The following is a 15,767-nucleotide window of genomic DNA, read 5'->3' as shown; positions in this document are numbered from 1 at the left end:
GGCGCATCGGCTCCTGGGACAGCACGGCTAGCGATACAATATCCAGTTCAACGCGTCGCGCCAGTCGGTCATGCGCACGGGCGTCCCGTGCGATCCCGTTTCGAACAGGACGAAGCGCGCCGGGTAGCCTTTGGTCTTGAGCGCGCGATAGAACGCGACCTGCGCTTCGGCCGCATAGACAGTGTCGCGGCTGCCGTGACTAAAATGGATCGGGAGCCCGGCCTTGAATGCGGCGCTCTTCCGGAAATCAGGATCCGCAGCGCCGCCCATGATCATCATGCCGCCGAGCGCGGCTCCGGCCGCCCCGTCGCGCGCGATGCCCCAGCAGATGAAGCTGCCCATCGAGGCGCAGGAGAGCACGACCGGCCTCCCGCCGGAATTGACTGAAGCAAAGCGGATCAGCGCCGCGATATCCGCCACGCCCGCCGCGTCGAAGCTGCGGACGCTCGGGGCATAGTAGGTGCCACCATTGGCGAGGGCGAGGTTCTTGATGCGATTGAAGTTGCCGCCGAAGGAAAAATCATTGGCGCCGAGGCGCCGGTCGCCACCACGGCCGTGAATGAAGATCACCGTGAAAGCCCCGCCGCGCTCGGGCCCGATGCGTGTGACGTCGAGGGACCGATTGCCGAAGTCGAGCGTCTCGTTCACCTGCGCCTGCCTCACCCCCAGGGACACATAGGCCTGCTTGACGCGCCGCTCCGGAACCTCGTCCCGCCCGTTGATATCCCGCAGTTCCTGATAGTCGACGACCCGAAAGTCGCCGCCGTCCTCCTGCCGGAGCACCCGGCCATAGGTGAAGAGGTCGTCCTTGAAGGGCCGCAGCCCCGCAGCACTCGAAGCCGTTGCAAGGCCGAGGAAGAAAAGCGCCGCGATCGGCCAACGCATGGATAAAACAACTGTGGACATAGACACCCGGCGGGCTCCCTTGTTCGGCCCATGCCTTGCCATCGGCACTGCCGGCACGCAACACTGTAGCCGGCAATTCGCCGCGTTTTCGAGTTTCTCGCCCTTTCGAAGCCCTGGACGTTCACTTTTTGTTCGCGCTTTGCACGAGACTCTGGCAGAATTCGTGGGTGATTCGCGCGGCGAGGATGGCGGCAGCGCCGAGCTCTTGCTATGGCCTGCGAGCATGCCTGTCCTCAAATCGCATCCGATCTGAGGACAAGCATGCCGCCGATACGAGACGACAGGAACGATTTGAACCGATCCATGGACGACAGCAGCGATCTTTTTTCCGCAATGCCGCAACAGCCGAAGCCGGCGGATGCCGCGCCGAGCAAACCTGTGACGCCTGCCGCCAGCAATGCTGCCCCGCACCCGGCTCCGCGCGACAGCGACGGCAGCGACTATGACGCGTCGGCGATCGAGGTCCTCGAAGGGCTCGAGCCGGTGCGCCGGCGCCCGGGCATGTATATCGGCGGGACAGACGAGAAGGCGCTGCATCACCTCTTTGCTGAAGTGATCGACAATTCCATGGACGAGGCCGTCGCCGGCCATGCCAACTTCATCGAGGTCAATCTCGATGCCAATGGCTTTCTGTCGGTCACCGACAATGGCCGCGGCATTCCCGTCGAGAACCACCCGAAATTCCCGAACAAATCGACCCTTGAGGTCGTCATGACGGTGCTGCACGCCGGCGGCAAGTTCGACGGCAAGGCCTATGAGACCTCCGGCGGCCTGCACGGCGTCGGCGTTTCCGTCGTCAATGCGCTATCGGACTCGCTCGAAGTCGAGGTCGCGCGCAATCGCAGGCTCTATCGCCAGCGCTTCTCCCGCGGCATTCCCCAGGGCGGTCTCGAAGACCTCGGCGACGTGCACAATCGCCGCGGCACGAAGGTCCGCTTCCATCCCGATCCGCAGATCTTCGGCCCGCACGCCCGGTTCGAGCCGGCGCGGCTCTTCCGCATGGCCCGCTCCAAGGCCTATCTCTTCGGCGGCGTCGAAATCCGCTGGTCCTGCGATCCCTCACTCCTGCCGGAAGGCTCGGAAATCCCCGACAGGGCCGTCTTCCATTTCCCCGGCGGCCTCAAGGACTACCTCGCCGCAACCCTCGGCAAGGAATTCACCGTCACCCGTGAGATCTTCGCCGGCAAATCGGAACGGTCGGGCGGTCACGGCTCGCTCGAATGGGCCGTCACCTGGTATGGCGGCGACCAGCAGGTTCATTCCTACTGCAACACGATCCCGACGCCGGAGGGCGGGACGCACGAGGCAGGCCTGCGCATCGCCCTCACAAAAGGGCTCAAGAACTATGCGGAGCTTACCCAGAACAAGCGTGCGTCGATCATCACCACCGACGACGTCATGATCTCGGCAGCCGGCATGCTCTCGGTTTTCATCCGCGAACCGGAATTCGTCGGCCAGACGAAGGACAAGCTCGCGACCGTCGAGGCGCAACGCATCGTCGAGAACGCACTTCGCGATCCCTTCGATCACTACCTCGCCGACAACCCGGCGGAAGCGGCCAAGCTCCTCGATTGGGTCGTCGAGCGTGCGGAGGAGCGCGTCCGCCGGCGCAAGGAAAAGGAAGTCAGCCGCAAGACGGCAGTGCGCAAGCTGCGCCTGCCCGGCAAGCTCGCCGATTGCGCGCAGAACACGGCGGAAGGGGCGGAACTCTTCATCGTCGAAGGCGATTCGGCCGGCGGCTCGGCCAAGCAGGCACGCAACCGTGCCAACCAGGCGATTCTGCCGCTGCGCGGCAAGATCCTGAACGTCGCGAGTGCCGGCCGCGAGAAGCTTGGCGCAAACCAGCAGATCGGCGATCTCGTCCAGGCGCTCGGCTGCGGCACCCGCTCGAAATACCGTGAGGAGGACCTGCGCTACGAGCGCGTCATCATCATGACCGACGCCGACGTCGACGGCGCTCACATCGCCTCGCTGCTGATCACCTTCTTCTATCAGGAGATGCCGGAACTTATCCGCAGCGGACATCTCTATCTCGCCGTGCCGCCGCTTTATCGGATCAGCCAGGGATCGAAGACGCTCTATGCCCGCGACGACGCGCATCGCGAGGAATTGATGCGGACGGAGTTCAACGGCCGGGGCAAGGTCGAGATCGGACGCTTCAAGGGGCTCGGCGAAATGCTGCCGGCGCAGCTCAAGGAAACGACCATGGACCCGGCCAACCGCACCCTGCTCAAGGTCGAGATCGACGACGTCGATTTCGAAGGCACCCGCGAGGCCGTCGACAGCCTGATGGGCACCAAGGCCGACGCTCGATTCCGCTTCATTCAGGAGCGGGCGGTCTTTGCAGACAACCTGGATATTTGAGCGGACGGACCCGTGATTCGCCCCTCATCCCGCTGCCGCGTTCAAATATTCCACTTTATCAGCTTTTCCATGAACAGGCTCAGCGGATCCGGCAGGTAGTCACCGAAGGGTGCGCGCTCCACGTATCCGGCGGCCCGGTAAAGCCCGATCGCCTCCGGCTGGTGGATGCCTGTTTCGAGGCGGATCGCTGCAAAGCCCAGCTTCACCGCCTTTTCCTCGACTGCCGAAAGAAGCCACTTACCGATCTTCAGTCCCCTCGCCTCAGGATCAACGAACATGCGCTTGATCTCCGCCGTGCCGTCGCCCGCGTTCACCAGCGCGCAGCAGCCGACGATCTCTCCGGCGCGTCGGGCGACGAAGAAGACTGCGGTCGGCTTCTCCAGCGCCGAGATATCGACCAGGTGATTGCTCTCCGCCGGATAAAGCGAGGCAAGATAGGCATCGGAGAGTTCGAGCAGACGGATGATGGTCGGCTGGCGTGGCGGCTCCTCGCTGATGGTTATGGCTGTCATTCAGATCCTGGCCTGTTCGTTCCGGGGCTGCATGCCGGCGAACGTATCGGCGAATGTCGATCAAGCCAATACGCGGAATGGCGCAGGTCGTCCTGCAATCAATCCGGGTAACAGCAGGAAACAATTTGTTTCGCGAGGCGGCCATTTTGCCCTACATCGGCGCGAATCAAACGAACATAAAAGCAGCAACTTTCAAGAAGACGGACGAGAGAGACCATGAAAACCGCCCTGATCGTCATGACCATTCTTGGTTGCGACGACAATGTCAGCCAGTGCCACTATATTTCCACCGTGAACGGAAGCTGGCCTTCCATCGCGCAATGCGACACGGAATCGCAAAAAGAACTGCCAAAATTCTCCAACAAGAATTATCCGGTGGTCGTCGCCGTCTGCGAGACCTCGGGGCAGGACATGGTGACTTCGATCGAGCCCGAACCGGAGATCGCACCGTCGGCGACGCCGCAGGCAACGGCGAGGCCATTGCCGGCCATGCCGCAGGAGGTGGCGACGCCGCCGACAACCGAAGAGGCGCGGCCGGGCTTACCCAAGCGTGCACTCGCCTGGCTCGGCGGCGCAGTGCCGGATCGCGAGAGACTGAAGGCGATCGTAACCGCCCCCGTTCATTACATGGAAGACGGATACTCCTGGGTGGCGCGCCGGTTCGAGGACTGAAGGGGCAGCTACGCTGCCTTTAGCGAAGCGAGCAAGGCGTAGTCGCGCGCAAGCTGCCGCTTCTCGGCGAAGGCGAGACGTTCCAAGAGTTCGGCGATGGCGGCCGCAGCATTCGAAGGCGTCTTCCGGCTGCGGAGCCGGCCGAGAAGGCGCGTCGTGATCGGCGCGGGCAAGGCGTCGTCCCCTTCGCTGGCCTGCCCCTGCCAAAGCAGCACAGCTTCCGCAAAGATCTCGCCAACATCGCGTCCTAGCCCCGCGCTCTCCAAGAGCGCACGGATCGAGTGGACACGTCCGCCGGAAATGATCGAGCGGACACGCCTCGGCGCCACGCCGGAAAGCTCCACGATCGCAGCGACAAAAAGCTCACCAGCGCCGCCGCAGAGCGACCGCATGAGGAAGGCTGGAGTGAGGCGGCCGGTCTCGCGCAAATGCGCGATCATCCGGGCGAGGTCTTCCGGCGGCGCTGCGGTCGCCATCGCAAGAGCCGCAACATCCCCGGCTTCGCGCGAAACGCGTTCCGCCCGCGCGGCGCCGATCGTCGCCTGCACCAGGCTGCAACAGGCGAGCGCGTCGCCCAATCTTGCGGCCAGCAATTGCCGGGCGTCGCTCGGCAGATCGACCCGCGCGAGCAGCCGCTCGCGAATGTCGGCGATATGTCCAAACCGGTTGACGATCCGCATGAGCGAGCGCTGCGGCAGCGCGGCACCGTCGTTTTCGAGCAGGATCGATACCTCCTCCTCGTCGCCAATTTCGGCGATGGCGGCCGCAACGGAGCAGGAGACCGTGTCGCGCGCTGCGATCAGGGCGCGCGTCTCGGCTGTTCCTCGAGCTGCGAGGTCGACGAGATCCTCATCCGAGAGCACCGGCGAACGGGAGATGGCCACGAAGGCGACCTCCGGCTGGTCTTCCGCCAGCGCCTTCATCACCGTTCGCGGTGCGGTCGGGCAATCGGCCAGGGCTTCGACCAGAGAAAGGCGCACCTTCGGCGAAGGATCGTCGAGCAGATAGGTCATCGCCATTTCGGCGGCATGCCGGTCGATGCCATTCATATCGGCCTTGGCGTAGGCTCGGGCGAGTGCAGACGCGGCGCGTGCGCGATCGCTCGTTTTCGCCGTCTCCACCCACCGAAGAAATGCTTGTATGATCACCTGCGCCCCACTAGACACCCAACAGCCCCATGTCGGGAATATTAGCGGTCAAAGGTTTAAAGATTGGTTCACCATGCCGATTAACCCTCAGGAAACCATGAAGCCGCTGCTTTACCTTGCGTCAGCCGAGCCGCTCCCGACGCCGGAAAGGCTGGGCGCCATAAGAGCCGTCGTCATCGACGCTACGGATGTCGGCGCGAGGCAGATGCTTTCCGCTGCCGCCGACAGGCCGGACCGGAGGTGTGCCTTGTTTGCGCGGATCGAACCGGCGGACGACCTGAACGAGGCCGATCTCGGCCTGCTGCTTTCCAATCGGATCGACGGCGTCGTGCTGGCCGGTTGCCGCGGGCCTGCCGATATCCAGAAGACCGACGTCATGCTGAAGGTGGCCGAGGCTGCGGCGGGACTCGAGCACGGCAAGACAGCGCTGCTGGCGGAATATGCCAGCGTGCCCGCGAGCGTGCTCTCTCCGCACCCGCTGGGCGGTGCCTCGCCGCGTCTTTCGGCATTGATATTCGATGCCTCGGCGCTCGCGCACGCATGCGGATTGCAGCGCGTCACCGAGACCGGCGATGTCCCGGCCGTCGTCAGGCTTGGTCGTGCGACGACAATCCTGAGGGCGCGGGAGGCCGGCATCGCGACCTACGAGATGTTACCCGCCGATGCTCTGGACGAATGGGTTGTGCAGCGGCTTTGGACGAACAGCGTCGAGAACGGCTTCTCGGCTCCGGCTCTCCGTTCGGCGCGACAGATCGAACTGCTTGCCGCGGCAGGAGCGCTCGCTCCCGGCCGGTGACGCTGCAGCGTGGCCGTAGCGCTAGGCGCGCTTCGGGCGCATCATGGCAAAAACGTCGCCGCCGTCGCAATAGTCCATATAGCCGAGGCGCGCGAGCGGCCTGACGGTTGCCACGTCGAAGCGGCCGTCGCGGATCGCCTCTTCGCGAATATGGATGCCGACGACCTCTCCGAAGACCAAGTAGCTGTCGGAGACGGTGCCGTCGAGCGCCTTCGGGCGGAGGATTTCCGTCATCCGGCATTCGAGGGCGGCAAATGCCTCGCCGACGAACGGCGCCTTGACGAGCGTCCCCTCCACCGGTGTCAGACCCGCGATTGCGAACTCGCTTTCGCCGTGCGGCGCCGCCACCGAGGTGAGATTGACGGCCTCGCTCAGATTGCGACTGGCGAAGCTCGCCGTGAATTCCCCGGTCTCTTCAATGTTGCGCACTGAATCCTTGTACCCGCTAGAAGAAAACATCACGAGCTTCGGCCGGTCGCTGATCGCATTGAAGAAGGAATAGGGGGCGAGGTTCAGCGAGCCGTCCGCGGCGCGCGTGCCGATCCAGCCGATCGGCCTCGGCGAGACGATCGCCTTGAACGGATCATGCGGCAGGCCATGCCTGTTGGAGATGGTCTCGTAGAACATCAGGCGCCTCCCCCGACCCAGGTGACGATTTCCTTGAGTTCCGGCCGCGGGCGCTCGGTCGGCGGCACCATCGCCGTGCCGATATGGATGAATCCGGCGATCCGTTCGCCCGGCTCCACGCCCAGCAGCGGATAGGCCTTCTCATCGAAGGCATACCATTCCGTCAGCCAGTTGGAAGCATAGCCGAGTGCGTTCGCCGCCATCAGCAGGTTGAGGCAAACGGCACCCGCCGACATCACCTGCTCCCATTCGGGAATCTTGAAATGCGGAGCCGCCTTGCTGACCACGGCGACGACGACAGGGGCACGCGTCAGCCGCGTCTCCTCGACCCTTATCATTTCTTCGGAAAGATCGGGCTTTGCGGCGAGCGCCATCTCCTTCAACCGGGCACTTATGCGCACTCTCTCCTCCCCGCGGTAGACGATGAAACGCCACGGCGCCAGCTTGCCGTGGTCGGGTACGCGCGAGGCGAGCCTCAGCATCTCCTCCACCTCGGTTTTGCCTGGGCCGGGTGCTCCCATCTGGAAGGCCGGAATGGACCTGCGGGAAGCGAGATAGTCCACCAGTTTAATTTCAGTTTTCATATCGAGCGAATTCCACTAACTTGCCGCCGGACCGACAGCCACGAAAATGCCATACCGGCGTCTCAAGTGGAGTCACCAAGTCAGGAAGTCAACTGCTCTCATGCGCATCCGCTTTCGCATTCATCTCAGAACGGCCCTGGCGATCGCACTCGCTGGCGCCGGTGCGGAGAGAGCATTGGCAGAAGACGCGACCGACGCATTCAAGAGCTTTCCGTCGATTTCCCTCAGCCGCAAGATGCCGAAGCTGACGGGCTTCAACACGATCGTCACCGATCCCACGCAGAACGGTGAATTGAAGGATGTAGAGGTCGAAGCACTGCTGACGACAGAGGGTCCTGCGGTCGAATCAGGCCTGACTTGGCGCGTCTTCAGCCCCATTCCCGACAGCGACGGAAAACTCCCGCTGCTTGCCACGTCCGAAGGCGGCTCCACGGCCTTCAATCTCGTACCCGGCGAATATTTCGTCAATGTCGCCTTCGGTCGCGCCGGTGCGACCCGCAAGATCCGCGTGCCGGAACAGGGCACGATCGACAAACAGGTGCTGATACTCGACGCCGGCGGCGTCATGCTGAATGCCGTTTCCGGCAGCGATGTACGCATTCCGCCGAACGAACTCAGCTTTTCAATCTATTCCTCCGACGTGAAGGAAGATGGCGAACGCGCACTGATCGTCGCCGACGTCAAACCCGACACGGTGGTGCGCCTCAGCGCCGGAACCTACCACGTCGTTTCGGACTACGGCTCGGTCAATGCAGTGATCCGCGCCGACATCCAGGTAGAGGCGGGCAAGCTCACCGAAGCAACGATCCAGCACCGCGCCGCGAAGCTCACCTTAAAGCTCGTCTCCGAACCGGGCGGCGAGGCGATCGCCGATACCGCCTGGTCGATCCTGACCTCGTCCGGCGACGTCGTCAGCGAAAGCGTCGGCGCCTTTCCGACCCTCGTGCTCGCCGAAGGCGGCTATTCGGCCGTGGCGCGCAACAAGGACAAGATCTACCAGCGCGACTTCACCGTTAAGGCTGGCGTCAACACGGATGTCGAGGTGCTGTTGCACGGAAACGACGCGCCCGATGAAGCAGCGGCCGCCGAAGCGCAGGACTAGCGCATCGGCCCAAAAACGTATCCGGTTTTCGGAAAGCTCGATGCGTAGATTCAAAGAGTTACAGCGACCTTTGCGCGTCTGGAGCGTCTGAAAAGACGCGCGGCGCTGTAGGTCTGTCAGAATTCCGAAGTGACGCTGCGGCGTAACGTAACGTTAGCACGGCGAATCGATCCGAGCCTATCAAATCAAAACGGCCGGCGAATGCTTCGCCGACCGCCCTCACGTGCAGCGCCGCGCGCGCCTCTTGAGACGGCCGATGCTATAGAGCTGTTGCGGAAGCTGGCCGACCGACTTCAGCGGCGGCCATCCTTCTCGGCTCGGCGCTTCAGGTCCGGGGCCATCGCTTCGGACGAGAGCGAGGCGACCGCCTCCTCCAGCGACATCGGCGTCTGCGCCTGGGATCCGAGCCGCCGGATGTTCACCGAACGCTCCTCCGCTTCGCGCTTGCCGCAGACGACGATCACTGGAACCTTCGTCACCGAGTGTTCGCGAACCTTGTAATTGATCTTCTCGTTGCGGAAATCGGTCTCGACGGTAAGCCCCGCCTCACGCAGGCGCGCTGCGACCTCGCGACCATAATCATCCGCTTCCGAGGTGATCGTCGCGACCACCACCTGCAAGGGCGAGATCCAGAGCGGCATATGGCCGGCGAAGTTCTCGAGCAGGATGCCGAGGAAACGCTCCATCGAGCCGCAGATGGCGCGATGGATCATCACCGGCTGGCGCTTCTCCGATTCGCTGTCGATATAGAAGGCGCCGAAGCGTTCCGGCAGGTTGAAGTCGACCTGCGTCGTTCCGCACTGCCATTCGCGGCCGATCGCGTCCTTCAGCGTGTATTCGAACTTCGGCCCGTAGAAGGCGCCCTCGCCCGGCAGGATGCCGGTCTTGATGCGGCCTTCCGACTGCGCCTCGATCGTCTTCAGCACGTCGGTCATCACCGCTTCGGCACGGTCCCAGAGTTCGTCGGAGCCGACGCGCTTTTCCGGTCGCGTCGACAGCTTGACGACGATCTCCTCGAAGCCGAAATCCTCATAGACCGAAAGGATCAGGTCGTTGATCTTCAGGCATTCCGCCGCCATCTGCTCGTCCGTGCAGAAGATATGTGCGTCGTCCTGGGTAAAACCACGCACGCGCATGAGCCCGTGCAGCGCGCCGGACGGCTCGTAGCGATGCACGGCGCCGAATTCCGCAAGACGCACGGGCAGTTCGCGATAGGACTTCAGCCCGTGCTTGAAGATCTGGATATGGCCAGGGCAGTTCATCGGCTTCAGCGCGAAGACGCGGTCGTCGTCGGTATCGTCGCCGGCGACCGTCACCTTGAACATGTTGTCGCGATACCAGCCCCAGTGGCCGGACGTCTCCCAGAGCGACTTGTCGAGCACCTGCGGCGCGTTGACTTCCTGATAATCGCGCTCGAGCCGGCGACGCATATAGGAGACGAGGCTCTGGAACATGCGCCAGCCCTTGCCGTGCCAGAAGACGACGCCCGGGCCTTCCTCCTGGAAATGGAAGAGGTCCATCTCGCGGCCAAGGCGGCGGTGGTCGCGCTTCTCCGCTTCTGCAAGCACGTGCAGATACTGGTCCAGTTCTTCCTGCGAATGCCAGGCGGTGCCGTAGATCCGCGTCAGCATCGGATTGTTGCTGTCGCCGCGCCAATAGGCGCCGGCCACCTTCATCAGCTTGAAGGCCGTGCCGATCTGTCCGGTGGAGGCCATGTGCGGACCGCGGCAGAGATCGAACCAGTCACCCTGGTAATAGATCTTCACGGCCTGGTCTTCCGGGATCGCATCGACAAGTTCGACCTTGTAGGTCTCGCCCTTGGCGGCAAAGACCTCCTTTGCCTTTTCGCGCGACCAGACCTCCTTGGTGAAAGACTTGTTGCGCGCGATGATCTCCTTCATCCTTTTCTCGATGACGGGCAGGTCATCGGGCGTGAAGGGTTCGTTCTTCGCAAAATCGTAGTAGAAACCGTTTTCGATGACCGGACCGATGGTGACCTGCGTTCCCGGCCACAATTCCTGCACGGCCTCCGCCATGACATGCGCGGCATCATGGCGGATCAGTTCCAGAGCGCGCTTGTCTTCCCGCGTGACGATCTCGATCCTGCCTGGGGTCACGCCGTCCGACAAGTCGCGCAACTCGCCATCCAGCGCGATCGCGACAGCCTTCTTGGCGAGCGACTTCGAGATCGCCTCGGCGACGTCACGGCCGGTCGTGCCGGCGGCGAATTCACGCACGGAGCCATCAGGGAATGTCAGGGAAACTGCATGTGACATTATCATCTCCTATCCAGTCCCGCCAACGAATGCGGGTGGTGTGGTTGCCCGGATCAACCGGCAAATAGACGCGGGCCTGATAAAGGTTTTTGGCAAGGGAGTAAAGGCGTCGGGTTGCTCACGGCACCAGCATCGCGCCGAGCCGCCTGACCGTGTTCCAGTTGCGTACCGTCCCGATGCCCAGGCGCTTCGCCGTCAGTGCGCCGAGCAGCTTCGATGCGCTCGCCTGGCCTTGGAAGTCGACCCAGAGATCGCCGCCAATGATCTCCACGCGCTCGCCGTTTGAACAATACGCCCGGAGGTCATCAAGCACGGCGCGCGGCAACGGCGCGCGCATGACCCGGACGTGGACGTGCGTCGGATCCTCCTCGGCGGCGGTTGCGAAGGGATTGCCGGCGGCAAGCCGCAGCCAGTCGCCCCCCGAGCGCACGACGATGTCCACATGGCGACCGAAGGTCGCCCCGAAGGCCGATTCGAGCCTGGCTTCGATTTCCGCAGGCGGCGTCTCCGGTGCTTCGAAAACCAGATTGCCGGTGGCGACAAGCGTCCGTGGCGCGGCATAGCCGAGTCGCACCGCCATCGCCCGCAAGTCGGCCATCACCACGCGGCGGCCTTGGCCGAGTACGATGCTGTGGAGCAGGGCAACATAGCTGTTCATCCGCTCACCCGCTCACGCCCGCCAGAAGTCGACGGCGCCTTGCGGGAACCGCGCGAGAACGCGGTCGAGCACCGATTCATCCACGTTGCGCCGCAGCGCCGCGGCCACGTCGGCAATCGCCGTGTCGGGCGACACGTTATGATCGCCGCGAAAGGCCTGTACCTCACGCGTCATGGCGACACGGCCGGAAAACGGCACGATCGGCTCTTCCAGATCCCACTCGTCGATGAAGATCGCCCGCAGGACCGGCGGCAGCGCGTTGGCAAACAGCAATGCGTCGGAAATCTCGATGCGCCGGCGAAAGGTCCGAAGCACCGCCTGCACCATCGTGTAGGCCTGGTTGGTCGTCTGGAGTGCGGCGAGGTCGCGCGCCTCCAGGATGAAGCGGTCGAAATCGGCCGAGGCCTGCCGGTACTCCATCGGGATCGTCACGCGTCAGCCTCCTTGCGATGCCGCTGCCAGTAGCGCCAGGGCACATACCAGCGCTGGCGCGGCGCAAGGGCGTCCGGCACCGGATCGAAACCATACGTCCCTCCCGGGCCACAGCGCACGACCCGGAAAAGCGTCAGCCAACCGCCTGCCCAGAGGCCATGCCGTGCGATGGCCTCGAAACCATATTCCGAGCAGGTCGGCAGGTGCCGGCAGGAACTGCCGATGAAACTGGACAGCGTCAGCTGATAGAGGCGGATCACCCCCATGCCGAAGAGACGCCCGGGCGTCCTTCGAAACGGCCCGTACCAATTCCGTCCCCTGCCGCCGGCGCGATCCTTGCACCCGACGAGATCCTGCTCATGCTCGGGGCGGGCGCACATCGATCATACCGCGGCCGCGAGCCGCTTTGCCTCGACCTGGCCGATCGCATCGACGACCGCATCGAAGGTCAGCATCGTCGAGGCATGGCGGGCCTTGTAGTCGCGGACCGGCATCAGGAAGCGCATGTCCTCGAAGCGACCGGACGGCCCGTCGCCATCGGCCTTGAGCATATCCAGCATGTCCTGGCGGGCCTTGCGGATTTCCTCCGCCTTCGCTCCCACGACGTGGCGCGCCATGATCGAGGACGAGGCCTGCCCCAGTGCGCAGGCCTTGACGTCATGGGCGAAATCAGTGACGACGTCGCCGTCCATCTTCAGCCACACCCTGACTTTCGAACCGCAGAGCTTCGAATGCGCCGCGGCTTCCGCATCGGCGTCGGCGAGCATTCCGATACGCGGAATGTTGCCGGCGAACTCGAGAATCCGACTGTTGTAAATGTCATCCATCATCTGGCGCGATCCGACTGATTTTTCGCGGTTTTGGGTGATCGGCGCATGATTTTCTCCGGTAGAGGGGAAAAAAGCACGGCGTGGCATGCCCTGCCTCTTTCATCCATGTGGCACCATACTATATGCTATGTCGTGTTGGGGTGACAGTTCCGCAAGGGGACAAGTGTCGCCTGTTGTTTGGGAAACCGTGCCGGACGGTCCAGTGCACTGCTGAGCCAGGACCCGAAAGCCCCGGAGCCCGCCAACGGAACCCAAGCCTGCAGGGTTAGGCGAATGGCCAGTGGCGAGTTGTCCGAAAGGTAAAACGTCAGCAATCTCGCATTGCTTGCAAATAGGGGCCATATGGACGCCATCGTAAAGAATTTCCCTGTGCTCGACGACACCAGCGGTCGCCCTTCGCAGAAGGAAGCCGAGGAAGCCGTTCGCGTATTGTTGCGCTGGGCAGGAGAAGACCCGACCCGAGAAGGACTGAGGGATACGCCTCAGCGCGTGGTCAAGTCGTATCGCGAGATCTTCGGGGGCTACGACCTCGTTGCCGAAGACGTGCTCGGCCGGACCTTCGAGGAGGTCTCCGGCTATGACGACATCGTGCTCGAGAAGGACATTCCGTTCTATTCACACTGCGAACATCACATGGTGCCGATCATCGGCAAGGCGCATGTGGCCTATCTGCCGAACGGGCGGGTGCTTGGTCTCTCCAAGATCGCCCGGGCCGTCGACATCTATGCCCGACGTCTGCAGACCCAGGAAGCAATGACGGCCCAAATCGCCCGGGCGATCGACGAAACGCTCGCGCCCCGCGGCGTGGCGGTGATGGTCGAGGCCGAACACCTGTGCATGGCGATGCGCGGCGTCAAGAAGCATGGCGCGACGACGCTCACGACCACGTTCACCGGCGCCTTCAAGACCGATCCGGCCGAACAGGCGCGCTTCATGACCCTGCTGAGGGGCTTCAAGTAAGCGCCCTCGCCGCCGTCGGCGGCACTTCGAAACTGCTGCAGCGCCGCCCGTGCGCCTCAGAAGCCGTGCCGCGCTGGATGGGACCCCTTGCCGATGCCGCTCACTTTCGCCCCTCCCCCCAATGACAAGGCCGAACTCGAGACGGGCTCGGCCTTCACCCCACGTTTCGACGAGAAGGGGCTGGTGACGGCCGTCGTGACGGATGCACATGACGGCGCGTTGCTGATGGTCGCACACATGAACGCCGAGGCACTCGCGCTGACGATCGAAACCGGCATCGCCCATTATTACAGCCGCTCGCGCAACCGCCTTTGGAAGAAGGGCGAGAGCTCAGGCAATGTGCAGACGGTCCAGGAGATCAGGACCGATTGCGATCAGGACGCCGTCTGGCTGAAAGTAACGGTCGCCGGCCACGACGCCACCTGCCATACCGGACGCCGTTCCTGCTTCTACCGCACGGTTGGCATCGAGGGAGGCAAGGCGGCGGTGTCGATCGAGGACGACCACCGGCACTTCGATCCGGCCGATATCTACGGCCAAGGATAGGTCCGTGGCAGGGTTCTGCATTTTCTTGCTTCACTTCCGTGTTATATTCATTTTTTAGAAACCAAACGGGCGCCTAATCATTATTGATGCAAGTGGTTCCTGCGTCACTGTAAGCGAACCGAGTTGTATTGCAGGCTGTATCCAATGTTTACCGGACACGCCGCACGCGCGACAGGTTCGGTGTTATAAATCTCTTGTGGTGCCAGTCTTTCAGCGATGAATTCAGACAAGACCGGCATCGTCGCCGGCTTGGCAGGGCTTCCCAACAAGACGCGCGATTTGGGTGATCTGTTCGGCGTTGGAGGTGCCGGATGTTGAACTGGACATTTACGCGCAGCAACCAGTTGACCGATCTTTCCGGCCCGGATGGCACATCACTGACGACCACTCCTCCGGAACCGATGCCTCAGCCGAAAAAACCAAGGATTGCAATCGCGCTTGGCGGCGGCGCGGCCCGTGGCTGGGCCCATATCGGCGTGTTGCGAGCGCTCGACGAGGAAGGCATCGAGATCGGCATGATCGCCGGAACTTCGATCGGTGCCCTCGTCGGCGGCTGTTATCTCGCCGGGAAACTCGACGAGCTGGAAAGCTTCGCCCGCTCGCTCACGGTACGCCGCATCGCCGGCCTGCTCGATTTCGCGATCGGAGGCGGCGGATTGTTCGGCGGCCTGCGGCTCACCAAACGGATGCAAGAGCATCTACAGGATCTCAGCATCGAGGCCCTCGACCGTCCCTTCGTTGCCGTCGCGACGGAGGTTCACAGCGGCCACGAGGTATGGCTCGAGAAGGGCGCGCTCATTACCGCCATTCGCGCCTCCTATGCGCTGCCGGGCATTTTCGAGCCGATCAATGCCAATGGCCGCACGCTGATGGACGGGGCGCTGGTGAACCCCGTGCCCGTTTCGGTCTGCCGTGCCCACGAGCAGCAGCTGGTCGTCGCCGTCAATCTGAACTACGATCTTTATGGCCGCTCGGCCGTCGTCAAGCACAATGCAGGCATTGAAACCCCCGACGAGCCAGCCAAGGCTAACGGGCACCATTCGGCGCGCCTCGGCATGACCAGCGCCATGGTTCAGGCCTTCAACATTATCCAGGATCGCATCTCCCGGGCACGGCTTGCCGGCGATCCGCCGGATCTCGCCCTCCACCCGAAGCTGAACGACATAGGTTTGTCGGAGTTTCATCGCGCGGGCAAAGCGATCGATCGTGGTTACCAGGAGGCAAAGGCCAGACTGACCGAAATCCAGCGCATGCAGGAAGCCCTGATCCGCTGACCGGCGACAGCGCCGCGCGTCTTTTCAGACGCGCTGCCACATATCCCCACGCATCGAGGTAGCATACGGAAACTGCTGCC

At 63.1% G+C, this 15,767-nt stretch carries 17 protein-coding genes; 7 read left to right on the top strand and 10 right to left on the bottom strand.

Annotation, left to right across the window (positions count from 1 at the left end; translation table 11 throughout):
* Positions 1 to 27: 27 nt before the first annotated feature.
* Complete coding sequence (locus tag EKH55_RS05830; RefSeq protein WP_192803751.1) at positions 28 to 948, bottom strand: alpha/beta hydrolase; 921 nt, start codon at positions 946 to 948, stop codon at positions 28 to 30.
* 261 nt (positions 949 to 1,209) lie between these two features.
* On the opposite strand from EKH55_RS05830, the gene parE reads away from it, so the two are divergent.
* Positions 1,210 to 3,270 (top strand): DNA topoisomerase IV subunit B, encoded by a 2,061-nt coding sequence (parE, locus tag EKH55_RS05825; protein ID WP_069457877.1) that lies wholly within the window; start codon positions 1,210 to 1,212, stop codon positions 3,268 to 3,270.
* A 41-nt stretch (positions 3,271 to 3,311) separates the two neighbouring features.
* Here parE and EKH55_RS05820 read toward each other — a convergent pair whose 3' ends face one another.
* Positions 3,312 to 3,782, bottom strand: a complete 471-nt coding sequence (locus tag EKH55_RS05820; RefSeq protein ID WP_069457878.1) for a GNAT family N-acetyltransferase — start codon at positions 3,780 to 3,782, stop codon at positions 3,312 to 3,314.
* Positions 3,783 to 3,998: 216 nt separating this feature from the next.
* On the opposite strand from EKH55_RS05820, the gene EKH55_RS05815 reads away from it, so the two are divergent.
* Complete coding sequence (locus EKH55_RS05815; protein WP_069457879.1) at positions 3,999 to 4,454, top strand: hypothetical protein; 456 nt, start codon at positions 3,999 to 4,001, stop codon at positions 4,452 to 4,454.
* Positions 4,455 to 4,462: 8 nt separating this feature from the next.
* On the opposite strand, the gene EKH55_RS05810 is transcribed toward EKH55_RS05815, so the two are convergent.
* On the bottom strand, positions 4,463 to 5,602 hold the full coding sequence (locus tag EKH55_RS05810) for a DUF2336 domain-containing protein (protein WP_069457880.1): 1,140 nt from the start codon (positions 5,600 to 5,602) through the stop codon (positions 4,463 to 4,465).
* Between the two features lie 73 nt (positions 5,603 to 5,675).
* Between EKH55_RS05810 and EKH55_RS05805 the strand changes: the two genes are divergently transcribed.
* A complete protein-coding gene (locus EKH55_RS05805) occupies positions 5,676 to 6,398 on the top strand; it encodes an aldolase (RefSeq protein ID WP_069457881.1) in 723 nt (240 codons plus the stop codon).
* A 21-nt stretch (positions 6,399 to 6,419) separates the two neighbouring features.
* Here the strand turns inward: EKH55_RS05805 and EKH55_RS05800 are convergent, their stop codons facing one another.
* A complete protein-coding gene (locus EKH55_RS05800; protein ID WP_069457882.1) occupies positions 6,420 to 7,025 on the bottom strand; it encodes a flavin reductase family protein in 606 nt (201 codons plus the stop codon).
* Positions 7,025 to 7,609, bottom strand: a complete 585-nt coding sequence (locus EKH55_RS05795; RefSeq protein ID WP_151611150.1) for a nitroreductase family protein — start codon at positions 7,607 to 7,609, stop codon at positions 7,025 to 7,027. Before EKH55_RS05795 ends, EKH55_RS05800 begins: the two co-directional genes overlap by 1 nt.
* A 100-nt stretch (positions 7,610 to 7,709) precedes the next feature.
* Here EKH55_RS05795 and EKH55_RS05790 point away from each other — a divergent pair, with 100 nt between their 5' ends.
* Positions 7,710 to 8,711 carry a hypothetical protein gene (locus tag EKH55_RS05790; RefSeq protein ID WP_069457884.1) on the top strand — a complete coding sequence of 334 codons (1,002 nt, stop codon included), beginning with the start codon at positions 7,710 to 7,712 and terminating at the stop codon, positions 8,709 to 8,711.
* 293 nt (positions 8,712 to 9,004) lie between these two features.
* Here EKH55_RS05790 and thrS read toward each other — a convergent pair whose 3' ends face one another.
* From thrS to EKH55_RS05765, 5 genes are all read right to left on the bottom strand, one after another.
* Positions 9,005 to 10,987 (bottom strand): threonine--tRNA ligase, encoded by a 1,983-nt coding sequence (gene thrS / locus EKH55_RS05785; protein WP_151611149.1) that lies wholly within the window; start codon positions 10,985 to 10,987, stop codon positions 9,005 to 9,007.
* 118 nt (positions 10,988 to 11,105) lie between these two features.
* Entirely contained in the window at positions 11,106 to 11,645 is a 540-nt protein-coding gene (locus tag EKH55_RS05780) for a DUF1697 domain-containing protein (protein ID WP_151611148.1), read from the bottom strand.
* Positions 11,646 to 11,657: 12 nt separating this feature from the next.
* The gene (locus EKH55_RS05775) at positions 11,658 to 12,065 is read right to left on the bottom strand and encodes a DUF2267 domain-containing protein (RefSeq protein WP_151611950.1); all 408 of its coding nucleotides are present in this window, start codon (positions 12,063 to 12,065) and stop codon (positions 11,658 to 11,660) included.
* Positions 12,066 to 12,073: 8 nt separating this feature from the next.
* A complete protein-coding gene (gene yidD / locus EKH55_RS05770; RefSeq protein ID WP_151611147.1) occupies positions 12,074 to 12,457 on the bottom strand; it encodes a membrane protein insertion efficiency factor YidD in 384 nt (127 codons plus the stop codon).
* Positions 12,458 to 12,460: 3 nt separating this feature from the next.
* Complete coding sequence (locus EKH55_RS05765; protein WP_151611146.1) at positions 12,461 to 12,907, bottom strand: iron-sulfur cluster assembly scaffold protein; 447 nt, start codon at positions 12,905 to 12,907, stop codon at positions 12,461 to 12,463.
* Between the two features lie 342 nt (positions 12,908 to 13,249).
* Between EKH55_RS05765 and folE the strand changes: the two genes are divergently transcribed.
* The 3 genes from folE to EKH55_RS05750 all read left to right on the top strand — a co-directional run bounded on the left by folE (position 13,250) and on the right by EKH55_RS05750 (position 15,687).
* Positions 13,250 to 13,867: a GTP cyclohydrolase I FolE gene (gene folE, locus EKH55_RS05760; RefSeq protein WP_069457888.1), complete on the top strand. Its 618-nt coding sequence runs from the start codon at positions 13,250 to 13,252 to the stop codon at positions 13,865 to 13,867.
* A gap of 93 nt (positions 13,868 to 13,960) precedes the next feature.
* A complete protein-coding gene (gene hisI, locus EKH55_RS05755) occupies positions 13,961 to 14,413 on the top strand; it encodes a phosphoribosyl-AMP cyclohydrolase (RefSeq protein ID WP_069457949.1) in 453 nt (150 codons plus the stop codon).
* Between the two features lie 311 nt (positions 14,414 to 14,724).
* Positions 14,725 to 15,687 carry a patatin-like phospholipase family protein gene (locus EKH55_RS05750; protein WP_151611145.1) on the top strand — a complete coding sequence of 321 codons (963 nt, stop codon included), beginning with the start codon at positions 14,725 to 14,727 and terminating at the stop codon, positions 15,685 to 15,687.
* Positions 15,688 to 15,767: the final 80 nt, after the last annotated feature.

The organism is Sinorhizobium alkalisoli (genome assembly GCF_008932245.1).
Classification (GTDB): domain Bacteria; phylum Pseudomonadota; class Alphaproteobacteria; order Rhizobiales; family Rhizobiaceae; genus Sinorhizobium; species Sinorhizobium alkalisoli.
The sequence above is the reverse complement of the archived record's forward strand: the minus strand, read 5'-3'. Positions and strand labels throughout refer to the sequence as shown.